Genomic DNA, 26,336 nt, shown 5'->3' with positions numbered 1-26,336 from the left:
GGTGGGACCAACGGATCAGATCAGGCAGCCAGGTGTGTACAGCACCGTCCGCCGCAGTGTGCGGATGACGGTTGGGCAGAAGCGCGTCTGGCAGTCCCATTGGTCCGGCCTGGGGCGGACCCAGGAGGATCTGCCGCCCGGCACACTCGATCTGGCCGATTGGTTCGGACGGGAAGCGCCGACCGTGCTGGAGATCGGCTCTGGGATGGGCGAGGCGACCGCACAGCTCGCGGTCGCGGCGCCCGAGGTCAATCACGTGGCCGCGGAGGTCTACCCGGCCGGTCTCGGGCAGCTGATGCTGTGGGTGGAGAAGTACGACCTCGGCAACGTCCGTCTGCTGCAGGGCGACGCGCTGGACTTCCTGCGTGATCACGTCGCTCCCGGCACGCTGGCCGGCGTACGGATCTACTTCCCGGACCCGTGGCCGAAGAAGCGGCACCACAAACGCAGGCTGGTCACGGCGCCGTTCGTCGCGCTGATCGCGGATCGCCTGCAGCCGGGCGGGACGTTGCACCTGGCAACGGACTGGGCGGACTACGCCGACCGCATGCTCGAGGTGTGCGCGGCCGAGCCGTCGTTGCGCAACGAGTACGACGGCTGGGCCCCGCGCCCCGAGTGGCGGCCGGTCACCAAGTTCGAGTCCCGCGCGCAGGCCGAGGGCCGCGAGGTCTGCGACCTCATCTTCACGAAGCGGAGCGGCTCGTGAAGGACCACTGCCCGGCGCCGACGGTGTAAACGGTGTAGCCCTCGCCGTACGTCGGCGTGCCCGCGAACGCCCGCGGCACCGCGTCGACGTCCGCGGCGCGCTCCGACGGCACCTGTACCTCGGCCGTCGTACCGACCGGCACCTGCACGTCCAGCGACAGCACCCGTCCCGTCTTCTTCCACGAGACCGCCACCCGTCCGCGGATCGTCTCGGTGCGGATGCTCACCGAGTCCACCTCGTCGCGGGCATCCGGCCGTACGACGATCCGCTCGCTGCCGGCGTCGACGACGCGCAGCCCGGCGACGTTCTCGAAGATCCACTGCACGACGGTGCCCTGGAAGTAGTGGTTGCGCGACCGCGAGTCGTCCTCCCACTTCTCCCACATGGTGTCCGCGCCGAGGTCGAACCAGTAGCCCCAGCTCGGATAGCTCCGCTGCAGCGCGACCTTCGTCGCCACGTCGCCGTACCCGCGGGCGGTCAGTACCGGCAGCAGTACGCCGACGCCCAGGCAGCCGGTGTTGAGATGGAAACCACGCGCCTCGACGTCGGCGGCCAGCCCGGCCGCGACCCGCTCGACGAACTCGTCCGGCACGATCCCGAAGGCCAGCGGCACCGCGTTCGACGTCTGCCGGTAGTCCGGATCGTCCGCGGACCGGTAGCGAGCGGCATCCCGATCGAGAAAGGCCCGGTTCAGCCCGTCGGCGAGCCCTTCCGCCGCCTTCCGGTACTCATTGGCCTGCCCAATCAGCTCACCGATCTCCGCCGCGACCACGAGCGCCCGGTAGAGGTACGCAGTACCCGTCAGCCGCCGGTCCTCGGGCGCCGGACCGCTCCCGAACCCGGGCGGCAGCCAGTCGCCGAGAACGCTCACCGACAACCCGTCCTCGACCCGGTCCAGCTCCCACGCGAGATACCGCGTGAGCGAGTCCCAGTGCTCGCGGAGCAGCCGCTCGTCGCCGTACCAGCGGTACATCTCGCGCAGCAGGAACGGATAGACGGTCGGCCATTCGGTCGCGGGGGAGAGGTCGGTGAAACCCCAGCCGCTGCTCGGCACGATCACCGGGAGCTGCCCGGACTCGGCCTGGCTGTCCCGGATGTCGCCGAGCCATTTGGTGAAGAACCGCGCCAGATCGAGGGTCGCGAGCATCGTCGGCGCGCCGACCTGGGCGTCGCCGGTCCACCCGTTCTTCTCGAAGTACGGCGTATCGGTCGGGATCCCGTGCAGGTTGCTCAGGATCGTCCGCCGCATCGCCTGCTCGAACTGCTCGTACGGCGCCTGCGTCGACGCGAACCGGGTGACCGACGAGACATCCGAGTTCACCACCCGCAGCTGGACGTCGGCCGCGGCGCCCTCGACCTGCACGTACCGGAACCCCTTGTAGGAGAACCGTGGTTCCCAGCTCTCCACCCCGGTACCGGCCGCGATGTACTCGTCGCGCTGGATCCGGTCGCCGTCCACGTGCACGTTCCACGCCGCCACGTTGCCATCGGCAACCGTCTCGCCGTGCGTGAGGCTGATCGTCGTCCCGGCCGGCGCGGTGGTCGTCAGCCTGGTCCAGCCGGCCACGGTCCGTCCGAAGTCCACGATCCACACGCCCGGGCGGACCTCGGTGACCTCGACCGGGTCGACGGTCTCGATCACGCGGATCGGCTCGTGGGCCTGCGCGGTCAGCTTCCCCGCGGGCGCCTCGACGACCGTCGCCGCGGGCCAGGCGGAGTCGTCGAACCCGGGCGCGTCCCAGCCGGGCAGCGCGCGTCGCGCGTCGTACGTCTCACCGGTGTACAGCGAGTCCGAGAGCGTCGGACCGCCCGTGATGCGCCACGTCCCGTCCGTGACCAGCTCGTCCATGCGGCCGTCGTCGTACTCGACGACCAGCCGGGCGATCAGCCGCGGGTCGGCGGTCCACGGCGCGTCGTGCCAGCGCCAGACGTTCACCGAGGTCAGTCCGAAGAAGCCCCGCCCGAGTTCGGCGCCGACCACGTTGTCGCCGGCTCGCACGAGCGAGGTCACGTCATGCGTCACATAAAGCACGGTGCGGTCGTACGCCGTGAACCCGGGATCGAGGACCGCGTCACTGACCGCGTGACCGTTCAGCCGCAGGTCCGCGTAGCCGAGACCGCTCGCGTAGAGCCGGGCGCGCTTCACGGTCCCATCGACTGTGAACCCACGCCGGAGCAGCGGTGCGCTGTCGGTCGTGCCGCCGATCCACTGCGCGGCGCCGAACCCTTCGTCGAGCAGTCCGGTCTCGAACCACGACGGCTCGGCCCACTCGCCGACCTCGTCCGGGGACCACAGCCGGACGGTCCAGTGGTAGCGCGTCCGCGCCGCCGCCGGGCCGCCGTACTCGATCCCGAAGGTCCGCGCCGACTCGACCTGGCCCGAGTCCCACACGTCGGCACTCTCTGGCGTCAGCAGCTCCGGCGCGGAGGCGACCAGAATCTGGTACGCCGTCTGCGTCGCGCCGTACCCGGGTGCGACGGCGACCCAACTGAACCGTGGCCGGGGGACGTCGACGCCGAGCGGCTGGGCGGCGTACTCGGTCTTGAGAGATCGAGGAGTCAGCACGCTGAGGACCGTAGGCAGCCGCGCGCCCTGCTTTCAACCGTCTGACCAGATCCGGCCGATGATCACCTGTGATCGGTTGTCTCGGTAACTGATTGACAGGTCCAAATGCTGAAACCTGAGCATCTTGCTCGACTTTGTCCGCTTTCATAGTCCTATGCAGCTGATCACGAACGCGCCCGGAGACGCCCTGACACGGCGCCGGCACGTCGATCTGCTGCGCGTGAACTCCTCGGGTTGTCGGGCGACGGCGTAGTTCTCTCCGCCCGTCTCCTTCCCGATCCGTAGGAGTACTTCTGTGCGTCGTCTCATCCTGATCGCCTTGCTCGGCTCGATCGCCCAGCTCGTCGACGGCACCCTCGGTATGGCCTATGGCGTCACCGCCAGTACCGCGCTGCTGATCACCGGGATCACCCCGGCGATCGCGTCCGCCTCGGTCCACCTGGCCGAGGTCGGCACCACGCTCGCCTCGGGCCTGTCGCACTGGCGGTTCGGCAACGTGGACTGGCGCGTGGTCGCGCTGATCGGGGCCCCCGGCGCGGTCGGGGCGTTCGCCGGCGCGACGTTCCTGTCCAGCCTCTCGACCGAGTCGGCGTCCCTGTGGGTGGCCGGTCTGCTGCTCCTGCTCGGCGTCTACATCCTGGTCCGGTTCGGTACCGGGAAGGTCCGCGCGGTGATCGAGGGCCGTCCGGCCGGGAGGTTCCTCGGCCCGCTCGGTCTGGTGGCGGGCTTCATCGACGCCACCGGTGGCGGCGGCTGGGGTCCGGTCGCGAACTCCGCGCTGCTGTCCAGCGGCAAGCTGGCGCCACGCCGGGCCGTCGGTTCGGTGAACGCCGCCGAGTTCCTGGTCTCGGTCGCCGCGAGCATCGGGTTCCTGTTCGGGCTGGGTGGGAAGCACCTGCCGTTCGACATCGTCGCCGCGCTCCTGATCGGCGGCGTGATCGCAGCCCCGCTGGCCGCCTGGCTGGTGTCCCGGCTGGCCACCCGCTGGCTCGGGGTCGGCGTCGGCCTGGTGCTGATCCTGACCAACGCCCGCACCGTGCTGAACGGCCTCGACGTGACTACCGGTCCCCGGTACGCCGTCTACGCGGCCCTCGTCCTGGGCTGGGCCGCGATCGTCACGTACGGCGTCCGCGTCCAAGCCCGCCGTACCGCCAGTGCCGTACACGAGGCCGAGCGTCTCCTCGACGAGAACGAGCTCGAGCCCGTTTCCTGAACTTCACCTCCCTTCAAGTCAGAGGTCCCTGTGAGCATCTCCGCCTTCCGTCCGTTCCGCCTGCTCGCTGCCGCCTTGGCGCTGACCGTTGCCGCTGCCGGCTGCTCGCGCGCCGAGGGCAACGAGTCGTCCGCCGCCGCGTCGGCCGACAAGGGCCCCGCCACCGAGTTGCGGCTCGGTTATTTCCCGAACGTCACCCACGCCGCCGCACTGGTCGGTCTCGGCAAGGGCCTGTTCACCAAGGAACTCGGCAGCACGAAGCTGGTGCCGACCAAGTTCAACGCGGGTCCCGAGGCCGTCGGTGCGCTGCTCGGCGGCTCGCTGGACGCGTCCTTCATCGGCTCTGGCCCCGCGATCAACGCCTACGCGAAGTCGAACGGCGAGGCGGTCCGGCTGATCGCCGGAGCCACGTCCGGCGGCGCGCAACTCGTGGTCAAGCCGACGATCACCAAGCCTGCCGACCTGGTCGGCAAGACCGTCGTCACGCCGCAGCTCGGCAACACCCAGGACGTCTCACTGAAGAAGTGGCTGGCCGGGAATCAGCTGACCGGCAAGGTCAAGGTGACGAACCTGGAGAACGCGCAGACGCTGGACGCGTTCAAGAAGGGCGACGTGGACGCTGCCTGGCTGCCCGAGCCCTGGTCGTCCCGGCTGGTCCTGGACGCGGGCGCGAAGGTGCTGCTCGACGAGGCCTCGCTGTGGCCCGACGGGCAGTTCCCGACGACCGTCCTGATCGTCCGGACGCAGTTCCTGAAGGAGCACCCGGCGACGGTGACGGCGCTGCTGAAGGGCCTGAATGCGGCGATCGACTTCAGTACGTCGGACGCCGCGCAGGCGAAGACCGTGGTGAACGACCAGCTCAAGGAAGCGACCGGTAAGGCGCTGAAGCCCGCGGTCATCGACCGGGCATGGGAGCACATCAAGATCACCGCGGACCCGATCGCCGCGACGTTCCCGCAGCTCGCGAAGGATCAGGTGACCGCGGGGATCGCGAAGGAAGCGCCGAACGTCGCCGGCTTCGCGGACCTCGGCCCGCTGAACGAGGTCCTCAGCCAAGCAGGCAAGCCGGCGGTCGACGCCGCCGGCCTCGACGCTAAGTAAGTAGAGGAGAGCGCGATGACCGCGACTGTCGACGCACCGCCGAGTCAGCTCAGCCCAGTGCGGTTTCATCAAGTAGGGAAGGCGTTCGGCAGCGGCCGGAAGGCGGTCGTCGCGCTGGACGGCGTCGATCTCGAGGTCGGGGCCGGCGAGTTCGTCTGCCTGCTCGGCGCTTCCGGGTGCGGCAAGACCACGCTGCTCAACCTGGTCGCCGGTCTGGACCGGCCGACGAGCGGCCGGATCGAACTGAACTCGTCACGCCCCGCGGTCGTCTTCCAGGAAGCCGCGCTGATGCCGTGGCTGACGGCGGCCGGGAACGTCGAGCTTCCGCTGCGGATGGCCGGTGTGCCGAAGGCGCAGCGGCGGGCCAAGGCCGCGGAGCTGCTGGAGCTGGTGCGGCTCGCCGGTCTCGGCGACAAGCGGCCGCACGAGCTGTCCGGCGGCATGCGGCAGCGCGTCGCTCTGGCCCGAGCGCTCGCCTCCACGACGGACAGTGCTGCTGCAGGCAGGCCGTCGTTGCTGCTGATGGACGAGCCGTTCTCGGCGCTCGACGCGATCACCCGTGACGTTCTGCAGGGTGAGCTGCTGCGGATCTGGCGCGCCACCGGTACGGCGATCCTGTTCGTCACGCACGACGTCCGTGAAGCGGTGCGGCTCGGGCAACGCGTCGTACTGCTGTCGTCGCGTCCCGGGCGCGTCGTACGGCAGTGGGATGTCGAGGACACGACCGACGCGGTGGACGAGATCAACACCGCTCTGCGCAAGGTGATCAGCAGTCATGCCGCAGCTTGAGGTTCAGGACGAGGGTGCCGTCGAGGCCGGTCTGGACGCCCTCGACACCCCGGTCGTCGCGACCGAGGGCTCCCGGGTACGCCGGATCGCGGGCCGGGTGCTGCCACCGGTCGGGGCGATCGTCGTGTTCGTCGCGATCTGGCAGGCGTTGTGGGCGGCCGCGTTCTGGCCCGAGTTCAAGCTGCCCGCGCCGGCCGCCGTGTGGGGACAGATCTGGCAGCTCGTGACCAGCGGTGACATCGTCGGGCTGTTCTGGGTGTCGGTGCACCGGGCCGTCATCGGGTTCGCGATCTCGCTGCTGATCGCCGTACCGCTGGGGCTCGCGATCGCAAACATCCGCGTCGTACGGCGCGGCGTCGGGCCGCTCGTGTCGGGGCTGCAGAGCCTGCCGTCGGTGGCGTGGGTGCCGGCGGCGATCCTGTGGTTCGGGCTGAACGACCGCGCGATCTACTGGGTGGTCCTGCTCGGCGCGGTGCCGTCGATCGCGAACGGGCTGGTGTCCGGTCTCGACCAGGTGCCGCCGATCCTGCCGCGGGTCGGCAAGGCGCTCGGCGCGGGCCGGTTCGGCGGGATCCGGTACATCCTGCTGCCGGCCGCGCTGCCCGGCTTCCTCGGCGGGCTCAAACAGGGCTGGGCGTTCTCGTGGCGGTCGCTGATGGCGGCCGAACTGATCGCGACGTCGCCGGAGCTCGGCGAGGGCCTCGGGCAGTTCCTGCACAACGGGATGTCGCTGTCGGACATCTCGATGGTGTTCGCCGGGATCGTGCTGATCTTCGTGGTCGGCGTCGGCATCGAACTGCTGGTGTTCCGGCCGCTGGAGAACTCGGTACTCCGCGCCCGGGGACTCACCGCCTCCGCCCGCTGAGACGACCTGTGCCCGTAGTGGCCGTACTGTTGGAACGTGGTCCGATTTCTGCCGTTCCTGATCAGCCTGGTGCTGACTGTCTACGCGCTGTTCTCGTGCATCCAGACACCTGACGAAGACGTGCCGCATCTGCCGAAGCTGTTGTGGATCGTGCTGATCGTGTTCGTCCCGTTCGCCGGGCCGATCGTCTGGCTGCTGATGTCGCGCGCGTACGCCAACCGCAAGGAGAGCGTCGTACGGCGTGAACCGTCGAAGCCTGCCGCGCGGCCGCCGGCGCCCGACGACGATCCGGACTTCCTCAAGTCACTGGACCGCTACCGGGACCCGCGCACGACCGTGCGGCCGCCGGAGCCCGAGGAACCGGCGGACGAACCGAAACCACCCAAGGCACAGAAGGAACCGAAGGAACCCAAGGACACGAAGGGGTCTGAGGACTCCCCGTCCGAGACCGACGACGGTAAGGCCTGAGTTTTCAACCCCAGGCCTTACGACGACGACTGCGTGGACTAGGCGGACTTCCGGTGCTCGGGCAGCAGGGTGTTGTCGCGCTCGGACTCCGTGGTGCCGCCCCAGACGCCGTACGGCTCGCCGACGGCGAGGGCGTGCTGGCGGCACTCGGGCTGGACCGGGCAGGTGCCGCAGAGCGACTTGGCCACCATCTCGCGGGCGCGTTTGCGAACGCCACGCTCCGATTCGGGTGAGAAGAAGAGTTCCGGGTTGACGTCCCGGCATGCGGCTTGCGACTGCCAGTCCCACAGATCCATGAGCGGGCGGGGCAGGCGAGGCATCCCTCTCGACATGGCAACCTCCTATGACTCACCGTAAGCGCGGACGGGCGCTCGGTGAAAACTATGCTCATCTCAGAGCGAGTTCAACCCTTGTTGTCTCGAAGTTCGGGCCATTCGTTATCGCAGAAGTTGTGAAGAGTGCCGTAGCGGGCCGTGATCGGCGGATTTCAGGCGGCGGGTGTGTTCACGTCATCACCTGATGTGACATGAGTCACTTTAACGGTGCAAAGTCGTCTGCACGTGCAGATGCCTCAGGCACCGATTTCGGGGTCGAACCGGTGGTACTCGTGGCCTCCGTGCGGGGTGTCCCGTTCGCCGGTCAGGGCGCGGATCACGGTCGCGTGCGTGATCGCCAATACCGGTCCGTCGGTGCCGGCGGTGTGCCGGGCGAGGGCGGCGCGGGCGCGTTCGCGGACCCGGGACAGCGGCTCCCAAGGTCGCTGGATCCCGTCCGGCCACTCTCCGTCGTACGCCTCGAACTCGGCCTGCGCCGCGCGGACGTCGGCGGCGCTGCGCCACAGACCGGTGCGGTCCGGCAACCAGTCGCGCAGGTCGTAGTCGACCTTGACGCCGAGCGCGAGCCGGTGGCCGATGATCGCGGCGCTGTGCAGCGACCGGGTGAACGGGGAGCTGACCAGGTACGTCGCGCGGATCCCGGCGAGCAGGTCGGCGAGCTCCTCGGCCTGCTTCATCCCGAGAGCGGTCAGCGGAGCGGAGTCGGCCGCCATCCCCGGCCAGCCCCGGGAGTCGACCGGCTCGTAGTCCGGCTCACCATGCCGGACGAGATAGACCTGCGTCACGGGCATGGGCGTTGCCTGGAGTGGATCTGCGTCACGGGCATGTTCTACCTGAGGTGGCGGGCCCCCGCCCATCCACGAGTGTGGCCGGGCGGCGGCGAGTCGGAAAGGGACGTCGGCGGCCGCACCTGGTGCAGCTCGTCGAAGAGGTTGTCGAGACCGGCCCGTGGCGCCGCCGGCGAGGTCTGTGCAGCCTGGGCGTCGATCCAGCGGATCTCGGTCGCGCCCTGGTGGCCGTGCACGGCCAGGATCGCGTCGACGTTCGGCCAGACGGCCGTCGCCGGGTTGTCGCCGCGCCAGCGCAGGGCCACCGAGCCGTCGGTGAACTCACACCCTTCCGCCACCACGCCGGTCCCGGACACGCCACTGGGATCCCGGTACCGAACCAACTCGAAGGTCCGCGGCCTCACCACCTTGCTGCACTCCCCGATGTCTCGATCCGGTCTTGCAGGCATCAACGAAGAGGCACCGCAGCTGGTTACTCCCGAGCAACTTTCCGCAGCATGAAGATCCGTTCGGCCGGGTCCAGTCCGAACGCGGTCTCGGCCGCCGAGATCTCGCGCAGACCGGGCGTCAACTCGTTCTGCGGGATCTCCGTGAACCCGAGCCGCGCGTAGTACGGCGCGTTCCACGGCACGCTCCGGAACGTGCTCAACGTCAGCACCTTCCAACCTTGCCCAGCAGCCCACCCGTCGACGTACTCGATCAGCTGCCGCCCGATCCCGCGCCGCTGCTGGTCCGGGTGCACGCTGACCTGCTCGATGTGTACGCCGCCGTCCACGAGCTTCACGAACACGAACCCGGTCGGCTTGTCGGCGTCGTCCACCGACACCCACAGCTGCCCGGCCGCGCGGTACTCCTCGAACACCTCCACTGCGGGCGGCGGATGCTCCGCGACGTCCGTCATCCCGATCTCGCGAAAGAGCACTCCGGCGGCGAGTTCGAGGTCCTGGAGAGCGGGCAGCTCGTCTCGATGGGCGGTACGGATGTTCATGGGTGCTATTGTCGTCCTCGTGAAGCGCAGCTATTGGCGATTTTTTGAGTGGCCGGCCCTGGTGCCGGGCGACTCAGCCGATTGCTGACGCCCTACCGCAGACACCAGAGCCGGCACGAAGGCAAGGACGACCGTCCTTGCCTTTTCTCGTTCCCAGCCGGCTGACTGCGTCGCACGCATGCGGACCGGCGGAAAGGTCCCCAGAATGAACACCCTCCCCAAGCCGAGCGAGCAGTCCCGCGTCGTCGACCGACGGATCGAGAAGACCGTCCCGTTGGTCACTCCGCTCGCGCTGCACGACGAGTTCCCGCTCAGCGACGACCTCGCCCGAACCGTGGCCGACGGCCGCCAGGCGGTGACCGACGTACTGAACGGCGTCGACGACCGGCTGATGGTTGTCGTCGGCCCGTGCTCGGTCCACGACGCCGACGCTGCCCTCGAGTACGCCGAACGCCTTCGCCCGGTCGCGGAGCGGCTGTCCGACGGTCTCCTCGTCGTGATGCGGGTGTACTTCGAGAAGCCGCGCTCGACGCTGGGCTGGAAGGGCCTGATCAACGATCCGGGCCTGGACGGCTCCGGTGACGTGAACCGCGGTCTGCGGATCGCCCGGCGCCTGCTCGTTCAGGTCAGCGAGCTCGGGCTGCCGGTCGGCTGCGAGTTCCTCGACCCGATCACCCCGCAGTACATCGCGGACACCGTCGGCTGGGGTGCGATCGGCGCCCGGACCGTGGAGAGCCAGGTCCACCGGCAGTTGTCGTCCGGTCTGTCGATGCCGATCGGGATGAAGAACCGTCCGGACGGATCGATCGCCACCGCCGTCGACGCGATCAAGGCGGCCGCCGTACCGCATGTCTTCACCGGTATCGACCACGACGGGGCCCCCGCAATCCTGCACACCCGCGGCAACCCGGACTGCCACCTGGTACTGCGCGGTTCGGACGGCGGCCCGAACTACGACGCGGAGTCCGTGGCCGGTGCTGTCGAGCTCCTGCAGAAGGGGGGCCTGGCCGAGCGCGTGGTCATCGACGCCAGCCACGGCAACAGCCGCAAGGACCACCGCCGGCAGCCGGTCGTGGCCGAGGAGATCGGTGCGCAGGTCGCCGCGGGCAACAAGGCGATCGTCGGCGTGATGCTGGAGTCGTTCCTGCAGGAGGGCCGCCAGGACCTCGACCCGACCCGGGAGCTGGTCTACGGCCAGTCGATCACCGACGCCTGCATGGGCTGGGAGACGACGGAGGAAACCCTTCAGAAGCTGCGGGATGCAGCAATCGCTCGACGCGGATAGCTGTTCATCTCGAGGTCTCGCTTCGGCTACGGACCACCCCTAAGGTCCGGACCATGACTGAGATCTCCCGGCGTCTGGTGCTCGGTTCGGTGGCGGGTGGGGCAGCGGTGTCGCTGCTCCCACCGTCACTGCACACCGCGATGGCGCAACCTGTGAGGCGTGGTGGTCTGCGCGCGGTCGAGCACGTGATCGTGCTGATGCAGGAGAACCGCTCGTTCGACCACTACTACGGTGCGCTGCGCGGAATCCGCGGGTACGGCGACCGGCAGCCGCTGCGGCTGCGCAACGGCAAGAGCATCTTCCACCAGCCGAAGACGGGTGGCGGCGAGGTACTGCCGTTCTCGCTCCGGAAGGCCGCCGCCGACGCGGGCCGCAACCCGGACGACATCCAGTACCTCGGCGCCCTGGCGCACGGGTACGGCGACGCCACGCAGGCCTGGGCGGGCGGCTGGAACGACGACTGGGTGCAGGCCAAGACGGCCGCCACGATGACCCACTACGACCGCCGCGACATCCCGCTGCAGTACGAGCTCGCCGAGACGTTCACGATCTGCGACGCGTACCACTGCTCGGTCAACGGTTCGACCAACCCGAACCGCAACTACCTGTGGTCCGGAACGGTCGGCTACGAGCCCGGTACGACGCAGCGCGCGGTGACGAACGCGGCGTACTCCTACGACCACAAGGGCTACGACTGGACCGCCTACCCGGAACGGCTGGAGCAGGCCGGTGTCTCCTGGCAGATCTACCAGGAGTGGGACAACTTCACCGACAACGCGGTCGAGTACTTCAAGACCTTCAAGGAGATCGGGCACCGGATCCTCGAGAACGTGCCGGGCGGCTACCGGACGACCGAGGAGTTCTACGACAAGCTGTTCGCGAAGACCGACGCCGAGCGGGCCGTCGCGCTGCAGCAGCTCGACGCGGCCGTGGGGAAGCTCTCGGACGCCGACCGGAAGCTGTTCTACAAGGCGATGTACCGGTCCGAGCCGGAGTCGCTGGTGCCGCGGCTGCGCGCCGACATCAAGGCCGGAACGCTGCCGAAGGTGAGCTGGCTGGTTCCGTCCGCGGTCGATTCCGAGCACCCCGGCTCGTCCACCCCGGTCGGCAGCGCGAACCTGATCTACGACGTGCTCGACGCGATCGCCTCCGACCCGGAGACCTGGTCGAAGACCGTGCTGCTGATCAACTTCGACGAGAACGACGGGTACTTCGACCACGTCCCGCCGCCGGTCGCGCCGCGGCCGGAGTCGGGCGAGGGCGACGACTGGTACGCCGGGAAGCCGATCGGGCTCGGCCCGCGCGTCCCGATGACCGTCGTGTCACCGTGGTCGGTCGGCGGTCACGTGAACTCGCAGGTCTTCGACCACACCTCGGTCCTGCGCTTCCTCGAACTCTGGACCGGTGTCCGGGAGCCGAACATCAGCTCCTGGCGGCGGGCGGCCTGCGGCGACCTGACCTCGGCGTTCGACTTCGACCGCGGCTACCGGCAGCCGTCGGTCGACAAGCCCGGACCGGTCCCGGCGCCGATCAACCGCTGGCACCCGGCGCCGCCGACCGACCAGGCGGTTCCGGTCCAGGAGCCCGGCCGGCGCCCGGCCCGCGCACTCCCTTACGGGCCGGCGGTTTCGGGATCGGTGGCCGATGGCAAGCTGATGCTTGCCCTCAGCAACCACGGGTCGCAGTCGGCGCACTTCGCGATCTATCCGTACGGCGGTGAGCTCCCGGCGCCGGCGCACTTCGACGTCCACCACAAGCACACCCCGACTGTGGTCGCGATGCCCGTCAACGGCCCGTTCGAACTCGCGGTCCAGGGCCCGAACCGGTTCTGGGCGGAAGTCGCCGGTTCGACCGACGGCGCGGCGGCGGCCCTCGACGTACGGATCGAGAACCGCGCCGGCGCGCTGCAGCTGCACCTCGTCAACGGCTCGCGGAAGCCGCTGACGATCAAGCTGAAGGCCCGCGGGTACGGCAGCAAGACCACGACGATCGAGCTCCGCGGCAAGCAGTCCCGCCCGCTCTTCTGGCCGACCGACAGCGGCTGGTACGACGTCGAGGTCACGACCCCCGACGACCCGACGTACCGCCGCCGGCTCTCCGGCCACCTGGAAACGGGAAAGCCCAGTATCACTGGCTAAGGCAGTACAGCTAGGGCGTACATCCGCATGACTCGCGGTGCATGATCTCCGCAGGCAGTCTGACTGCCTGCGGAGGTGCACCGGGATCGTTCATCCGCCGCAGCAGCAACTGCACCGCGCGGGCGCCGATCGCGGCCGACGGCTGGGCGACGGTGGTGAGGCCCGGGCTGAACAGGTCCGCCCACGCGAAGTCGTCGAACGCCGCGACGGCGAGGTCGCGCGGGACCTTCACCCCGGCCGCACGGAAGGCGGCGAGGGCGCCGATCGTCATGTTGTTGTTTGCGGCGAACACGGCGGTCGGCGGCCGGTCCAGTTCGAGCAGTTCCCACGCCGCCCGGCGGCCGCCGTCACTTGTCGACAATCCGTCGACCAGCAAGGCCCGATCGACGGGCAGCCCGGCCCGCTGGTGCGCGGCGTGGTACCCGCGGAGCCGCTCGCTGCTTGTCGACAATCCTTCGATCCCGAGCAGCATGCCGATCCGGGTGTGTCCGAGGGAGATCAGATGGTCGATCACGGCCGCGGTCGCCGCCTCGTTCTCGACGCCGACCTGGTCGACCCGGAGGTCGGGGTCGATCCGGTCCACGACGACGTACGGGATCGGATGGTCGCGGAGCAGCGGGAGGGTGACGTCGCGCCAGCCGACCGCGGGGGCGATCACCAGGCCCTCGATGTGGTGGGCGATCAGGTTCGCGACCGCGGCCGCCTCGTGCCGGGCGTCGTCGCGGGTGTCGACGATGATCAGGTTCAGGCCGGCCCGGGTGGCCTCGCCGTCGATGCCCTGGATGAGCTCGACCCAGTACGGGTTCGAGGCCGCGGTGATCGCGAGGCCGATGGTCTGGTTCGATCCGGCCGCCAGTGACCGCGCGGTGGGGTGGTGCTCGTAGCCGAGGACCCGCATCGCGTGCTGGACCCGTTCCCGGGTCTTCGGCGCGACCAGGCGGGTGCCGTTGACGACGTGCGAGACCGTACTCACCGACACACCGGCGGCGCGGGCGACCTCGGTCATCGTGACCATCCGTCGTATGGTCGTCGCGCTGTGTGGCTTTGCGCAAGGCTTTGCGCAAAGCCAGCGGGGATCGCGCGGTGCGGTCTAGCTTCGCTCCTCAGACCTTCGCCCGGGTCTGCGCAGTGCGGCAGCGCCCGGGCCTACCCCCATCCGGGAGGGCAGCCCCGTGAGAAGAACCGTCCCCGTGATCCTGCTGGCCGTAGCGCTCGCCGGTACGACGGCGTGTACGAAGACCAAGTCCGGCGGCGACGCCGGCGACAGCAGCGGACCCGTGAAGATCGGGCTGGTCACGAAGACCGACACCAACCCGTACTTCGTGAAGCTCCGCGAGTCCGCCAAGGCGCACGCGCAGGAGAACGGCGCCGAGCTGATCGCGGTCGCCGGGAAGTTCGACGGCGACAACGAGGGGCAGGTCGCCGCGATCGAGAACCTCGTCCAGCAGGGCGTGAAGGGGATCATGATCACGCCGAGCAACTCGACCGGCATCCTCGGCGCGCTCAAACAGGCCAAGGAGAAGGGTGTTCTGGTGATCGCCCTGGACACCGAGACGGACCCGAAGGACGCGGTCGACGCGACGTACGCGACGAACAACGTGACCGCGGGCGAGCTGCAGGGCAAGTACGTGAAGGCCACGCTCGGGTCGACGGCGCCGAAGCTGCTGATGATGGACGGTACGCCGGGCGGCACCGTCGACGAGCAGCGGCACCGCGGATTCCTGCAGGGGATGGGGCTGAAGGACGGCGACCCGGCGATCCTCGGGACGGCGCCGACGAACGGCGACCAGAACAAGGCCCAGGCCGCGATGGAGAACCTGCTGCAGCGGGACTCGTCGGTGAACGCCGTCTACACCCTGAACGAACCGGCCGCGCGGGGCGCGGTCGCGGCGCTCACGGCGAAGGGCCTGGCCGGGAAGGTTGCCGTGGGCTCCATCGACGGCGGGTGTCAGGGGGTCGCCGACGTCAAGGCCGGTAAGTACCTGGCCACAGTCATGCAGTTCCCGAAGAAGATGGCCGAGCAAGGCGTGGACGCGGTCGTCTCCTTCGCGAAGGACGGTAAGAAGCCGACCGGTTTCATCGACACCGGCGCCCAGCTGATCACCGACAAGCCCCTGGCGGGCCTGGACTCCAAGGACACCACCTGGGGCGCCCAGAACTGCTGGGGCTGACAGATGCAGACAATCACTCTGCGGAACCGCTCCGCGGAAGCCTTTGTCCACAATCCTGCACTCGGGCCGCTCGCCGCGCTGGTCCTTGCGGTGGTCGTGTTCTCGGCGACCACCAGCACCTTTCTGACTGTCGACAACATTTCACTGGTGATGCAGCAGTCGTTGGTGGTGGCGACGCTGGCCCTCGGGCAGACGTTGATCGTGCTGACGGGCGGCATCGACCTGGCGAACGCGGCGGTGATGGTGCTCGGGACGATGGTCCTGGCGCGTTTGGTGACGGACGGGAATCCGTCCGGAGTCGCGTTGCTGGTCGCGTTCGTGGTGTGCGCGGGGCTGGGCGCGGTGTCCGGTGCGCTGGTGACCCTGCTCAACCTTCCGCCGTTCATCGTGACGCTGGGCATGCTGACTGTCGTACTCGCGGCCGGCCGTCTGTACTCCGAAGGAAACTCCTACCCCGTCACCAACGACGCCCTCGGTGTTCTCGGCGAGGGCGGTTATTTGTTCGGCCAACTCAAGGTCACGCACGGCATGACACTGGCCGTGGTGATGTTCGCCGTCGCCTGGTACGCGCTCACCCGGACCGCCTGGGGCCGCCATGTGTATGCCCTGGGCAACGATCCCGAGGCGGCCCGGCTGACCGGTATCCACGTCGGCCGGACCCGGTTCAGCGTGTACCTGATCGCCGGCGTGATCTACGCGTTCGCCGCCTGGCAGGCGCTCGGGCGGATCCCGAACGCGGACCCGAACGCCTTCCAGACCGGCAACCTGGACAGCATCACCGCGGTCGTCATCGGCGGCACCAGCCTGTTCGGCGGTCGTGGCAGCGTCCTCGGCACGGTGGTCGGGGCGCTGATCGTCGCCGTACTGCGCAGCGGTCTGACGCAGGCCGGTATCGACAGCCTGTACCAGGACGTCGCGACCGGTGTCCTGGTGATCGCCGCCGTCGCGTTCGACCAGATCGTCCGACGGAGGTCGCGATGACCGAACCCGCTCTCAAGAGTCCAGCGCTGCAGGCCCGTGGTCTCGTCAAGCGGTACGGCCGGGTGACCGCGATCGACGGCGCCGACTTCGACCTGTACGCCGGTGAGGTGCTGGCCGTCGTCGGCGACAACGGTGCAGGCAAGTCCAGCCTGATCAAGGCGCTGTCCGGCGCGCTGATCCCGGACGCCGGCACCATCCTGCTCGACGGCCAGGTGACTCATTTCCACTCACCCCTCGACGCCCGCCACAAGGGCATCGAGACGGTGCACCAGACCCTCGCGCTGGCTCCGGCGATGGACATCGCGACCAACCTGTTCCTCGGTCGCGAGATCCGCCGTACCGGACCGCTCGGGTCGATGTTCCGGTTGCTCGACCGGTCCGCGATGCGAGCGCGGGCCCAGGAACAACTGGATGCCTTGGGCATCGAAACCGTGCAGCACATCGGCCAGTTGGTCGAGACGCTGTCGGGCGGTCAGCGGCAGGCGGTCGCGGTCGCGCGGGCGGCGATGTTCGGCAGCCGGCTGGTGATCATGGACGAGCCGACCGCGGCGCTCGGCGTGAAAGAGTCGCGCCAGGTCCTCGACCTCATTCGCCGGATCCGCGACCGCGGCCTGCCGGTGGTGCTGATCAGTCACGACATGCCGCAGGTGTTCGAGATCGCCGACCGCATCCATGTGCACCGGCTCGGCCGGCGCGCCGCGGTGGTCAGCCCGGACGACGCGTCGATGAGCCAGGTGGTCTCGCTGATGACCGGCGCGCTACGACCCGGCGACGCGGACGCGCCTCGTGATTTGGTGGACCAATGACGCCCGACGATTTCCCGTATCCGGACACGAACTACCAGGAGGACAACCGCGGGCAGTTCCACTTCAGCACCCGCGCCGGCTGGATGAACGACGTGAACGCGCCGCTGTACTACCGCGGTGTGTATCACCTCTACTACCAGCACAATCCGTTCAGCCTGGTCTGGGACACGATGCACTGGGGCCACGCGACCAGCCCCGACCTCGTGCACTGGACGCAACGACCGATCGCGCTAGACCCGCACGTCCATCCCGGCGATCTGTGGTCCGGCGGCGGCGTGGTCGACACCGCGAACTCGAGCGGCCTGAAGGGCGGTGACGACGACCCGATCATCGTCTACTCCGGCACGAACGGCGTCACGGTCTTCTACAGCCTGGACGGCGGCGCCACGTTCACGACGTACGCCGACGGGAAGAAGGTCGTGACGCCCGGTGGCACGAGCCGCGACCCGAAGGTGTTCTGGGATCCGGTGTCGAAGCAGTGGGGCATGGTCGTGTGGTCGGACGAGGGCGGTAACGGCGTCGACTTCTCCACGTCCGCGAACCTGCTCGACTGGACGTTCGCGTCGCGGTACCGGGCGGACTGGCTGTTCGAGTGCCCGAACCTGATCCGGATGCCGATCGACGGCGGGTACCGCTGGCTCCTGCACAGCGGCAGCGGCGAGTACCAGGTCGGCGACTGGGACGGTACGGCGTTCCGCACCGACTGGACCGGACCGCAGAAGATCAACCAGACCGCCACGCACGCCGGGAGCGGGTACTACGCGGCGCTCAACTTCGAGAACCTGCCGAACGACCGGGTCGTGTCGATGGCCTGGCAGGGCGAGAACAAGGGCTCGATCTGGACTGGCAACGCGTCCTTCCCGGTCGACCTCGCCCTGCAACACACCGCCGACGGCCTCCGGGTGTTCAGTACGCCGATCCCGGAGCTCGCAACGCTCCGCGAAAGCACGCAGTCCTGGGAGAACCTGACGGTCGAGGACGGTGTTCAGCAGATCCCGGCCGGCAGCACCTACGAGCTGGAGGCAACGATCGACGTCAGCCGAGCCACGCGCTTCACGCTGAAGGTCGGGCGCGAGGTGACGTACCAGGATCAAAGGCTCGACGGCGCCGAACTCCTACCGGTCAACGGGAAGATCAAGCTCCACCTGCTGGTCGACCGCGATCAACTGGACGTGTTCGGGAACGAGGGTGCGGTCTACCAGAGCTACAACGTCCCTCCGGCGGAGCTCGAGCTGGTGGCCGAGGGGCGGGCGGTCGTCGAGCAGCTGACGATCCACCAGCTCAAGTCGATCTGGCGATAGCTGCCGTACGCGCCCTGGTCACGGTGATGAGGTCGGCGGGGGACAGGCCGATGTCGAGTCCGCGCCGGCCGCCCGATACGTAGACGGTCGGGTGGTCGGCGGCGGTGCTGTCGACGACCGTGGGGAGGGCGCGCTTCTGGCCGATCGGGCTGATTCCGCCGACGACGTACCCGGTGGTGCGCTCGGCGGCGGCCGGGTCGGCCATCACCGCCTTCTTGCCGCCGGCCGCGGCCGCGATCGCCTTCAGATCGAGCTGCTTGTCGACCGGTACGACGCCGACCGTGAGCTTCCCGTCGACCTCGACGAGCAGGGTCTTGAACACCTGCTCCGGCGCCAGCCCGAGCGCTTCGGCGGCCTCGAGCCCGAACGACTTGGCCGACGGGTCGTGCTCGTAGGCATGCGTCGTGAACTCGACCTTCGCCTTCATCAGCGCAACGGTCGCGGGTGTTCCCTGACTCTGCTTCTTCGCCACGGGCTGAGCTTAGTGACTCCCGGTGATCCGGACGCAGCAGTGGCCGGGTGTGGGGGTGAGTTCGGCCTGGAGTGGGGCGTCGAGGCTGGTCAGGAGGCCGGCGACCAGGTGCAGGTTCATGCCGCAGACCAGTTGCGCATGGTCCTTCGCGAGTCGCCGGAACGGGCAGTTCGCCAGGGCGATCCCGTCGTCCTCCGGGCGCGGCTCGAAACCGTGCGCCTCGAGCACCTGCACCAGCACATCCCCGTCAGCGCGATCGCGGGCGGCGCGACCGAGCGCTTCGCCATACTCGTGGGCTCGGCGGTTGACCGCCTCGCGGGGCGTGAGGCCGGTGGTTTCGGCGTCCTGGATGGCAGCGGCGAGGAGGTGGCCGGCGATCGCGTACTGGCGTTCGGGGAGGGTGATCTCGATCTCGCGGTCGGAGCGGTGGTACAGCTTCGCGGGGCGTCCCGCACCCGGGCCGGTGCGACCGGTACGGCGCTCGTAGCAGGTGTCGAGCAAACCTTCTTCGGTGAGCTTGTCGAGATGGAACGCGGCCGTCGTCCGCGGGATCCCGAGCGCACTGGCGGCGTCGTCCCGGCTCACGGGCTCGGGACGGCCGACGACGTACTCGTAGAGCCGGCGACGGGTCGGCTCCTCCAGTACGGCGACCGCCTGAACAGCGGCGTCCCAGGACAGGTCCACGGAATGATTCTATCGACAACATCAGTTGGTCAAACAGTATGATGTCAGTTCGTTGATCTCTCAGGGAGTGTGCAGATGGCGATCTCGGCCGACCTCGAGTCCGTCCCCCTCCATATCGTCGCGCGCCGGGCGGAGATCGACCTGCCCGCCGCGCAGCGGGCGGTCGCGGACCTGCTGACCGCGCTCGGGCGGGACCCGCACAGCGCGCACCTGGCGGACACCCCGCGCCGGGTCGCGAACGCGTACGCGGAGATGCTGACGCCGCGGGAGTTCGAGCTGACCACGTTCCCGAACGACGAGGGGTACGACGAACTCGTCCTGGCCAAGGACATCCCGGTGCAGTCGCTCTGCGAGCATCATCTGCTGCCGTTCCAGGGCGTCGCCCACGTCGGGTACCTGCCCGGCGACCGGATCCTCGGGCTGTCGAAGCTGGCCCGGGTGGTGGAGTTGTTCGCGCGCGACTTCCAGGTACAGGAGCGGCTGACCAAGCAGGTCGCCGACTGGCTGCAGGACCACCTCGCCCCGAAGGGCGTCGGTGTGGTGATCGAGGCCGAGCATCAGTGCATGTCGTTGCGCGGCGTCCGTGCCGCGGGCTCCCGCACAGTCACGTCCTCGCTGCACGGGATCCTGCGCGAAAGCCCCAGTTCGCGGCAGGAGTTCTTCGCGCTGACCGGCCTCACCCCGTAAGGGCAGCCAGACGAAGTTCCGTGTCAGGCCGACGCGGCGGCCGGCGGGTGGTGGCTGCGGCGGCCGGTGGCCAGGATGTGCGTGAGCTCGCCCGGTAGCAGGTCGGTGCCCGGCACCGGCTCCATCTCGGAGACGTCCAGCCACCGTACGACGGTGGCGCCGCAGTGGCCGTGGACGGCGAGGATGGAGTCCAGGTCCGGCCAGACGGCCGTCGAGGGGTTCGCGCCGTGCCAGCGCAGGGCGACCGAGCCGTCGGTGAACACACAGCCTTCGGCGACGACGCCGGTGCCGGAAACCCCGCTGATGTCGGTGTAGCGGACGAGTTCGAACGTCTGGGGTTTCACCGGCGACACCCCGGGTGGCGACAAGTTGGTGCCATGATCCTTTCCCCGTAGTCGCGTGCTTGGGCTCTCGCCACAAACCGGGGACATGTACCTAGTGTCAGCGGGGAAGGACGGTCTGTAGCGACTCATCTTCTCAAGACAAGCTAGAACCATTCCCCCAAACACGCCAGACCTGAATCCGCGTGTCTCAATCCTCGACCCGTGATCGAATACCACGGTGTTCCTGACGATTGGCACCGATCTGGCCGGAGTGGGCGCGCCCGCGAGTGATTTCGGGTTCCTGTTGCACAAGAACCCGGCCCGTCCGCAGGCGATCGATGTCACCGGGGGATCGGCCCATGTGTTCTACCCGGAGGCGACCGGCGAGCGCTGTACGGCGGCCGTGCTGCTCGAGATCGACCCGATCGGTCTGGTGAAGGCCGGCCGCGGCAAGGCGGCCGAGGGCTTCACGCTCGGGCAGTACGTCAACGACCGCCCGTACGCCGCCTCCAGCCTGCTCGCCGTCGCGCTCGGAAAACTCTTCCGGACCGCGATGAACGGCCGCTGCGACGCCCGCCCGGACCTCGCCGCCCGCCCGATCCCGCTCGAGGTCCACGTCCCGGCGCTCCCGTGCAACGGCGGCGCGGACCTCGCGGAGCGGTTGTTCGCCCCACTCGGCTGGACCGTCGACGCCCGCCCGGTGCCGCTCGACCCGGAGATCCCGGCTTGGGGTGATTCGCGGTACGTCGATCTGCGGCTGACCGGCGTACTGCGGCTGGCCGACGCGCTCAAACACCTGTACGTGATGCTCCCGGTCCTCGACGACGCCAAGCACTACTGGGTCGGATCGGACGAGGTGGACAAACTCGTCCGCGCCGGCGAGAACTGGCTGGCGGCCCATCCCGAGAAGGACCTGATCTCGCACCGCTACCTCGCGCACCGGCGCTACCTGGCCGACGCCGCTCTCGAACGGCTGGCCGAGGTGGACGGGGTCGAACTGCCCGAGGAGGACGGCGACGACGAGGGGCCGGTATCGCTGGCCGTCGAGCGGCGTACGACGGTGGCCGACGTACTGCGGGAGCTCGGTGCGCGGCGGATCGCGGACGTCGGATGTGGTGAGGGCGCGCTGGTCGGTGAGCTGCTCAAGGACCCCATGATCGGTGAGCTGATCGGGACCGATGTGTCGGTGCGGGCGCTGATCGCGGCCAAGCGGCGGCTGCACTACGACGACCTGCCGGATCGCCAACGGGACCGGCTGAAGTTCCTGCAGTCGTCGGTCACCTACGCCGATGAGCGGCTCGCCGGGCTCGATGCTGTCGTACTGATGGAGGTCGTCGAGCACGTCGATCCGCCGCGGCTGCCTGCGCTGGCGGACTCCGTCTTCCGCGCGGCACGGCCTGCCGCGGTCGTCGTCACCACTCCGAACAGCGAGTACAACGTGCGCTTCCCGTCGCTCCCGGCCGGCAAGTTCCGCCACCCGGACCACCGCTTCGAGTGGACCCGTGAGGAGTTCCGGACCTGGTCGCAGCAGGTCGCGGATCGCTTCGGGTACAGCGTGCAGTTCAGGCCGGTCGGCGGCGAGGACCCTGAGGTAGGACCGCCGACCCAGTTGGCGCTGTTCCGCCGGGAGGAGGCCCGATGAAGATCGACGTACCAGCGCTCTGCCTGGTCGTACTGGTCGGCGCGAGCGGTTCCGGCAAGTCGACGTTCGCGCGCAAGCACTTCCTCGGTACCGAGGTGATCTCGAGCGACTTCTGCCGCGGGCTCGTGTCGGACGACGAGAACGACCAGAGCGCTTCGAAGGACGCCTTCGAGGTGCTCAACTTCATCGCCGGGAAGCGGCTCGCCGCCGGGCGGCTGACGGTCATCGACGCCACCAACGTGCAGCCGGACGCACGCAAGGAGCTCGTGAACCTGGCCCGCGAGTACGACGTACTCCCGGTCGCGATCGTGCTTGACCCGTCGGAGCGGGTGTGTGTCGAGCGGAACGAGCAGCGGGCCGACCGGCAGTTCGGGGCGAAGGTGGTCACCCGGCAGCGCTCGCAGCTGAAGCGCGGCCTGCGCAGCCTGAAACGGGAAGGCTTCCGGACGGTACACGTCCTGGACAGCGTCGATGAGATCGATGCCGTCAGCATCGAACGGACGCGGCTGTACAACGACCTGAATGACCAGAACGGCCCGTTCGACATCATCGGCGACGTGCACGGGTGCCGTCCCGAACTCGAGCGGCTGCTCACGGATCTCGGGTACACGCTGACCCGCGACGACGCCGGCCGGCCGATCGACGCCGTACACCCGGAGCGGCGGGCGATCTTCGTCGGCGACCTCGTCGACCGTGGCCCCGATTCTCCCGGCGTACTTCGGCTCGTGATGGGGATGGTTGCGGGTGGCAACGCCTATTGCGTGCCCGGAAACCACGAGGACAAGCTGCTGCGCGCGCTGCGGGGCAAGAACGTGAAGGTCAGCCACGGCCTCGAGACCACGCTGGAGCAGCTGGCTGCTGAGCCGCCCGAGTTCCGTGATCAGGTCGCGGCGTTCATCGACGGGCTGATCTCGCACTACGTGTTCGACGACGGCCAACTCGTCGTGTCGCACGCCGGCCTCGTCGAGCGGATGCACGGCCGTACGTCGGGACGCGTCCGCTCGTTCTGCCTGTACGGCGAGACGACGGGGGAGACCGACGAGTTCGGGCTGCCGGTGCGCTATCCGTGGGCGAACGACTACCGGGGCCGCGCGATGGTCGTCTACGGGCACACCCCGACGCCTGAGCCGGAGTGGATCAACAACACGATCTGCCTGGACACCGGCTGCGTGTTCGGCGGATCGCTGACCGCGCTGCGCTACCCGGAGCGGGAGCTGGTCGCGGTACAAGCGGCCGAGGAGTACTACGCGCCGGCGAAACCGTTGCATGTGGCAACGGCGCCGGCGCGCGAGCCCGACGTACTCGAACTGACCGACGTGACCGGTCGCCGGGTGATCGAGACCGCCTCTCACGGACGGCTGAGCATCCGGGCCGAGCAGGCCGGCGCGGCGCTGGAGGTGATGAGCCGGTTCGCGATCGACCCGCGGTTCCTGCTGTACCTGCCGCCGACGATGAGTCCGGTCGCGACGTCGCCGGAGCCGGGGTTGCTGGAGGACCCGCGGCAGGCGTTCGAGACGTACCGGGGCCAGGGCGTCACCGAGTTGGTGTGCGAGGAGAAGCACATGGGTTCGCGGGCGGTCGTGCTGCTGACGCGGGACGACGATGTGGCCGAGAAGCGGTTCGGTCTGGCCGGGCGCGGCGCGATCCACACGCGCACCGGCCGGTCGTTCTTCGACGCGGAACTGACCGACGAACTGCTGCTCCGGCTGCGCGCGGTCGCTTCTGCCGCCGGTGTCTTCGACGAGCTCGACACGTCCTGGCTGCTGCTCGACGCCGAGCTGCTGCCGTGGAGCGCGAAGGCCGAGGACCTGCTCCGGAACCAGTACGCCGCTGTTGGCGCGGCCGCCCGTACGTCGTTGCCAGCAGCAACCGCTGCGCTTCGATCGGCTACCGCGTCCGGGCTGGACGTGGGTGATCTGCTGTCGTCGGCCGAGCGTCGTACGGCGAACGCGGAGCGGTTCACGGCGGCGTACCGACGGTACTGCTGGCCGACCGAGGGGCTCGACGGGGTCCGTGTCGCGCCGTTCCAGGTGCTTGCGTCCGAAGGGGCGACGTACCAGGAACGACCGCATGCTTGGCATCTCGGCGTCGCGGACCGGATGGTTGCCGCGGGCCCGGAGTTGATCACGCCGACGCGGCGGCTGTTCGTGGACGCGGACAACTGGGACGCCGGGATCGCGTGGTGGGAGGAGCTGACCGGGGCCGGGGGAGAGGGCATGGTGGTGAAGCCTGCCGCGAACCTGACCCGCACGGCGAAGGGTCTCGCCCAGCCGGGGCTGAAGGTGCGCGGGCAGGAATACCTGCGGCTCATTTACGGACCCGACTACACCGAGCCGGCGAACTTCACCCGCCTCCGCGACCGGAACCTGGGACACAAACGCTCCCTCGCCCTCCGCGAGTACGCCCTCGGCCTGGAGTCCCTCGACCGCGCCGCCCGAGGCGAACCCCTGTGGCGCATCCACGAATGCGTCTTCGCCGTACTGGCCCTCGAATCCGAACCGATCGACCCGCGCCTCTAACCCCACGCGCAGGCGGGTGGGTCGGCACCTGGTATCACCTGTTCCCAGCCATCAGCACCTGTTCAAGGGGAGAACCCACCACAGCAGGGGAAAACCGTCGCTGGTGTTGGATGTACAGGCGGTGTTGGGGCTCGGACGGGTGCCGGGGGAAGAGACACCTTCTGGGTGCTGCGGACAGGGAATACCAGGTGCGAGCCCACCACGACCTGTCTCACGACCCCGGAGTCCACCGCACGCGTTCGCGTCGGCGCACGGCGACGAGGGCAAGGACGCTGATGGCGAGCATGGTCGCGGGGAGCGCCATGAGCGGGACGAGTGGGTCGTTGTTGATCAGGAGTGCGTTGCCGACGGCGGTCGGGGCGAGGCCGATCACGACGGGTACTACGGCCTGCCGATCGGCACGATGCACGACGTACAGGATCAGGGGCGTGAACAGCCAGGCGACGAGCAGGAGCAAGAAGGCGACTTCCGCGGCGTCGAAGCTGCGGCCGGCGCCGTTGTCCAGCAGCCAGCCGAAACTGCCGACGGCGAGCGCCACGACGGCGACCGCCGCGGGTGACCACCGCAGAGCGGTGCGCAGATCGAGCGACCGGCGCGCGGCGGCGATGGCGAGATAAGAGGCGATCAATACGAGCTCGGCGATTGCCGCCGCGATGACGGCGTCCAGCGGCTCGGCGGTCCCTCTCACCACATCGGCCGACGGCGGGCAAGCATGGTCCTGGCACGGGACGTGATCAGGCGGGACGACCAGGTAGGCGACCCAGAGCAGCGGAACGCTGAGGAAGCTCACCGCGGCAGTGACACGGAACAGGTTGCCGACGGGCCTCGTCGGCGAGCGGCGGAGGTCGAGGCGCGGTGCGGTCACGACACCACGACGGCGTTCTGACGCCGACGCAGGAGCAGGACGGTGGTCAGGGCGATGACGAGCATCGCGGTCGGGAATGCAGCGAGCGGGCTGTCCTCGAGTGCGAACAGGCTGCAGACGGCGGTGGGAGCCAGACCGATGAACACCGGTATCACCGCACGTCGGTCACCTCGGCCGACGATGTAGAGCACCAGCGGGGTGAACAGCCACAAGCCGAACAGGAGTTGATAGCCGAAGCCCTCGGAGCCTAGGTCGCCCAGATCGACCTGACTCTCGTTGAGCAGCCAGCTGAAGCCGCCGGTCGCCAGCGCTACGACGGCGACGGCGGCCGGTGACCAACGCAGGCCGGTGCGGAGGTCGAGCGTCCGCCGTACCGCGGCGCGTGCGAGGTAGGCGGCGATCGCGAGGAGGCCGACGGCGGCCGTGATGACGAGGACGGTCATGTCGTCGACCCCTCGGCTCATCGACTGGGGACAGGGCTGCACGACGCAGTTGACCCGCACGGAATTCGGCAGCACCACATGGAGCGCCCAGAACAAGGGAAGCGTCAGCAGACCCACCGCGGCGGTGACGCGGAACAGGTTGCCGGCGGGCCTGACAGGCCGACGGTCGAGGTCGAGGCGCGGGACGGTCACAGGAACCA

At 69.0% G+C, this 26,336-nt stretch carries 27 protein-coding genes; 16 read left to right on the top strand and 11 right to left on the bottom strand.

The genetic code is table 11. The annotated features are described in order from the left end of the window. Window position 1: 1 nt before the first annotated feature. A complete protein-coding gene (gene trmB / locus E0H92_RS18175; RefSeq protein WP_131497020.1) occupies window positions 2-706 on the top strand; it encodes a tRNA (guanosine(46)-N7)-methyltransferase TrmB in 705 nt (234 codons plus the stop codon). Here the strand turns inward: trmB and E0H92_RS18170 are convergent. Continuing rightward, window positions 684-3,272, bottom strand: a complete 2,589-nt coding sequence (locus E0H92_RS18170; protein WP_238152740.1) for a family 78 glycoside hydrolase catalytic domain — start codon at window positions 3,270-3,272, stop codon at window positions 684-686. The two genes, trmB and E0H92_RS18170, sit on opposite strands and share 23 nt — an antisense overlap. A 154-nt stretch (window positions 3,273-3,426) precedes the next feature. Between E0H92_RS18170 and E0H92_RS45760 the strand changes: the two genes are divergently transcribed. The 6 genes from E0H92_RS45760 to E0H92_RS18145 are packed head-to-tail and all read left to right on the top strand — an operon-like array spanning window position 3,427 to window position 7,708. After that, window positions 3,427-3,525: a putative leader peptide gene (locus tag E0H92_RS45760; RefSeq protein ID WP_420323483.1), complete on the top strand. Its 99-nt coding sequence runs from the start codon at window positions 3,427-3,429 to the stop codon at window positions 3,523-3,525. Between the two features lie 42 nt (window positions 3,526-3,567). Then, the gene (locus tag E0H92_RS18165) at window positions 3,568-4,485 is read left to right on the top strand and encodes a sulfite exporter TauE/SafE family protein (RefSeq protein WP_131462474.1); all 918 of its coding nucleotides are present in this window, start codon (window positions 3,568-3,570) and stop codon (window positions 4,483-4,485) included. A 30-nt stretch (window positions 4,486-4,515) separates the two neighbouring features. Next, the gene (locus E0H92_RS18160; protein ID WP_131462475.1) at window positions 4,516-5,586 is read left to right on the top strand and encodes an ABC transporter substrate-binding protein; all 1,071 of its coding nucleotides are present in this window, start codon (window positions 4,516-4,518) and stop codon (window positions 5,584-5,586) included. 15 nt (window positions 5,587-5,601) lie between these two features. Then, window positions 5,602-6,375: an ABC transporter ATP-binding protein gene (locus tag E0H92_RS18155; RefSeq protein WP_131462476.1), complete on the top strand. Its 774-nt coding sequence runs from the start codon at window positions 5,602-5,604 to the stop codon at window positions 6,373-6,375. Then, window positions 6,362-7,240 carry an ABC transporter permease gene (locus E0H92_RS18150; RefSeq protein ID WP_131497019.1) on the top strand — a complete coding sequence of 293 codons (879 nt, stop codon included), beginning with the start codon at window positions 6,362-6,364 and terminating at the stop codon, window positions 7,238-7,240. The genes E0H92_RS18155 and E0H92_RS18150 overlap by 14 nt, the downstream gene beginning before the upstream one ends. A gap of 36 nt (window positions 7,241-7,276) precedes the next feature. After that, the gene (locus tag E0H92_RS18145; protein ID WP_131497018.1) at window positions 7,277-7,708 is read left to right on the top strand and encodes a PLD nuclease N-terminal domain-containing protein; all 432 of its coding nucleotides are present in this window, start codon (window positions 7,277-7,279) and stop codon (window positions 7,706-7,708) included. A 38-nt stretch (window positions 7,709-7,746) separates the two neighbouring features. On the opposite strand, the gene E0H92_RS18140 is transcribed toward E0H92_RS18145, so the two are convergent. The 4 genes from E0H92_RS18140 to E0H92_RS18125 form a co-directional block, all read right to left on the bottom strand. Then, window positions 7,747-8,040, bottom strand: a complete 294-nt coding sequence (locus tag E0H92_RS18140) for a WhiB family transcriptional regulator (RefSeq protein ID WP_130380423.1) — start codon at window positions 8,038-8,040, stop codon at window positions 7,747-7,749. A gap of 239 nt (window positions 8,041-8,279) precedes the next feature. Further along, window positions 8,280-8,834: a histidine phosphatase family protein gene (locus E0H92_RS18135; protein ID WP_238173480.1), complete on the bottom strand. Its 555-nt coding sequence runs from the start codon at window positions 8,832-8,834 to the stop codon at window positions 8,280-8,282. 38 nt (window positions 8,835-8,872) lie between these two features. Further along, window positions 8,873-9,235: a hypothetical protein gene (locus E0H92_RS18130; RefSeq protein ID WP_131462479.1), complete on the bottom strand. Its 363-nt coding sequence runs from the start codon at window positions 9,233-9,235 to the stop codon at window positions 8,873-8,875. 68 nt (window positions 9,236-9,303) lie between these two features. Then, window positions 9,304-9,819 carry a GNAT family N-acetyltransferase gene (locus E0H92_RS18125; protein ID WP_131497017.1) on the bottom strand — a complete coding sequence of 172 codons (516 nt, stop codon included), beginning with the start codon at window positions 9,817-9,819 and terminating at the stop codon, window positions 9,304-9,306. 205 nt (window positions 9,820-10,024) lie between these two features. Between E0H92_RS18125 and E0H92_RS18120 the strand changes: the two genes are divergently transcribed. Together E0H92_RS18120 and E0H92_RS18115 are read left to right on the top strand one after the other, a co-directional pair. After that, window positions 10,025-11,104, top strand: coding sequence for a 3-deoxy-7-phosphoheptulonate synthase (locus tag E0H92_RS18120; protein ID WP_131497016.1), 1,080 nt, complete (start codon window positions 10,025-10,027; stop codon window positions 11,102-11,104). 53 nt (window positions 11,105-11,157) lie between these two features. Further along, the gene (locus tag E0H92_RS18115; protein ID WP_131497015.1) at window positions 11,158-13,242 is read left to right on the top strand and encodes a phosphocholine-specific phospholipase C; all 2,085 of its coding nucleotides are present in this window, start codon (window positions 11,158-11,160) and stop codon (window positions 13,240-13,242) included. A 10-nt stretch (window positions 13,243-13,252) separates the two neighbouring features. On the opposite strand, the gene E0H92_RS18110 is transcribed toward E0H92_RS18115, so the two are convergent. Further along, the gene (locus E0H92_RS18110; RefSeq protein WP_131462484.1) at window positions 13,253-14,257 is read right to left on the bottom strand and encodes a LacI family DNA-binding transcriptional regulator; all 1,005 of its coding nucleotides are present in this window, start codon (window positions 14,255-14,257) and stop codon (window positions 13,253-13,255) included. A gap of 157 nt (window positions 14,258-14,414) precedes the next feature. On the opposite strand from E0H92_RS18110, the gene E0H92_RS18105 reads away from it, so the two are divergent. Genes E0H92_RS18105 through E0H92_RS18090 form a run of 4 tightly spaced genes read left to right on the top strand, consistent with a single transcriptional unit; the run spans window position 14,415 to window position 18,501 of the window. Next, the gene (locus E0H92_RS18105) at window positions 14,415-15,413 is read left to right on the top strand and encodes a substrate-binding domain-containing protein (protein ID WP_131497014.1); all 999 of its coding nucleotides are present in this window, start codon (window positions 14,415-14,417) and stop codon (window positions 15,411-15,413) included. Window positions 15,414-15,416: 3 nt separating this feature from the next. Continuing rightward, complete coding sequence (locus E0H92_RS18100; protein WP_131497013.1) at window positions 15,417-16,394, top strand: ABC transporter permease; 978 nt, start codon at window positions 15,417-15,419, stop codon at window positions 16,392-16,394. Beyond that, window positions 16,391-17,200, top strand: coding sequence for an ATP-binding cassette domain-containing protein (locus E0H92_RS18095; protein WP_131462487.1), 810 nt, complete (start codon window positions 16,391-16,393; stop codon window positions 17,198-17,200). Before E0H92_RS18100 ends, E0H92_RS18095 begins: the two co-directional genes overlap by 4 nt. Continuing rightward, entirely contained in the window at window positions 17,197-18,501 is a 1,305-nt protein-coding gene (locus E0H92_RS18090; RefSeq protein ID WP_131497012.1) for a glycoside hydrolase family 32 protein, read from the top strand. Before E0H92_RS18095 ends, E0H92_RS18090 begins: the two co-directional genes overlap by 4 nt. Here the strand turns inward: E0H92_RS18090 and ybaK are convergent. Next, window positions 18,482-18,928, bottom strand: coding sequence for a Cys-tRNA(Pro) deacylase (gene ybaK / locus E0H92_RS18085; protein WP_238173523.1), 447 nt, complete (start codon window positions 18,926-18,928; stop codon window positions 18,482-18,484). The two genes, E0H92_RS18090 and ybaK, sit on opposite strands and share 20 nt — an antisense overlap. A gap of 54 nt (window positions 18,929-18,982) precedes the next feature. Beyond that, window positions 18,983-19,657, bottom strand: a complete 675-nt coding sequence (locus E0H92_RS18080) for a helix-turn-helix transcriptional regulator (protein ID WP_131497010.1) — start codon at window positions 19,655-19,657, stop codon at window positions 18,983-18,985. Window positions 19,658-19,732: 75 nt separating this feature from the next. On the opposite strand from E0H92_RS18080, the gene folE reads away from it, so the two are divergent. Next, window positions 19,733-20,344, top strand: a complete 612-nt coding sequence (gene folE / locus E0H92_RS18075; RefSeq protein WP_131289238.1) for a GTP cyclohydrolase I FolE — start codon at window positions 19,733-19,735, stop codon at window positions 20,342-20,344. Between the two features lie 23 nt (window positions 20,345-20,367). Here folE and E0H92_RS18070 read toward each other — a convergent pair whose 3' ends face one another. After that, window positions 20,368-20,688, bottom strand: coding sequence for a hypothetical protein (locus E0H92_RS18070; protein ID WP_131497009.1), 321 nt, complete (start codon window positions 20,686-20,688; stop codon window positions 20,368-20,370). A 217-nt stretch (window positions 20,689-20,905) separates the two neighbouring features. Between E0H92_RS18070 and E0H92_RS18065 the strand changes: the two genes are divergently transcribed. Both E0H92_RS18065 and E0H92_RS18060 read left to right on the top strand, forming a co-directional pair. Continuing rightward, entirely contained in the window at window positions 20,906-22,309 is a 1,404-nt protein-coding gene (locus E0H92_RS18065) for a 3' terminal RNA ribose 2'-O-methyltransferase Hen1 (RefSeq protein WP_131462492.1), read from the top strand. Further along, complete coding sequence (locus E0H92_RS18060; protein WP_131497008.1) at window positions 22,306-24,828, top strand: polynucleotide kinase-phosphatase; 2,523 nt, start codon at window positions 22,306-22,308, stop codon at window positions 24,826-24,828. The genes E0H92_RS18065 and E0H92_RS18060 overlap by 4 nt, the downstream gene beginning before the upstream one ends. 211 nt (window positions 24,829-25,039) lie before the next feature. Here the strand turns inward: E0H92_RS18060 and E0H92_RS18055 are convergent, their stop codons facing one another. Then, complete coding sequence (locus E0H92_RS18055) at window positions 25,040-25,693, bottom strand: hypothetical protein (RefSeq protein WP_131497007.1); 654 nt, start codon at window positions 25,691-25,693, stop codon at window positions 25,040-25,042. Beyond that, window positions 25,690-26,328 carry a hypothetical protein gene (locus E0H92_RS18050; protein ID WP_131497006.1) on the bottom strand — a complete coding sequence of 213 codons (639 nt, stop codon included), beginning with the start codon at window positions 26,326-26,328 and terminating at the stop codon, window positions 25,690-25,692. Before E0H92_RS18050 ends, E0H92_RS18055 begins: the two co-directional genes overlap by 4 nt. Window positions 26,329-26,336 lie beyond the last annotated feature (8 nt).

This window comes from Kribbella speibonae (assembly GCF_004331375.1).
Classification (GTDB): domain Bacteria; phylum Actinomycetota; class Actinomycetes; order Propionibacteriales; family Kribbellaceae; genus Kribbella; species Kribbella sindirgiensis.
The sequence above is the reverse complement of the archived record's forward strand: the minus strand, read 5'-3'. Positions and strand labels throughout refer to the sequence as shown.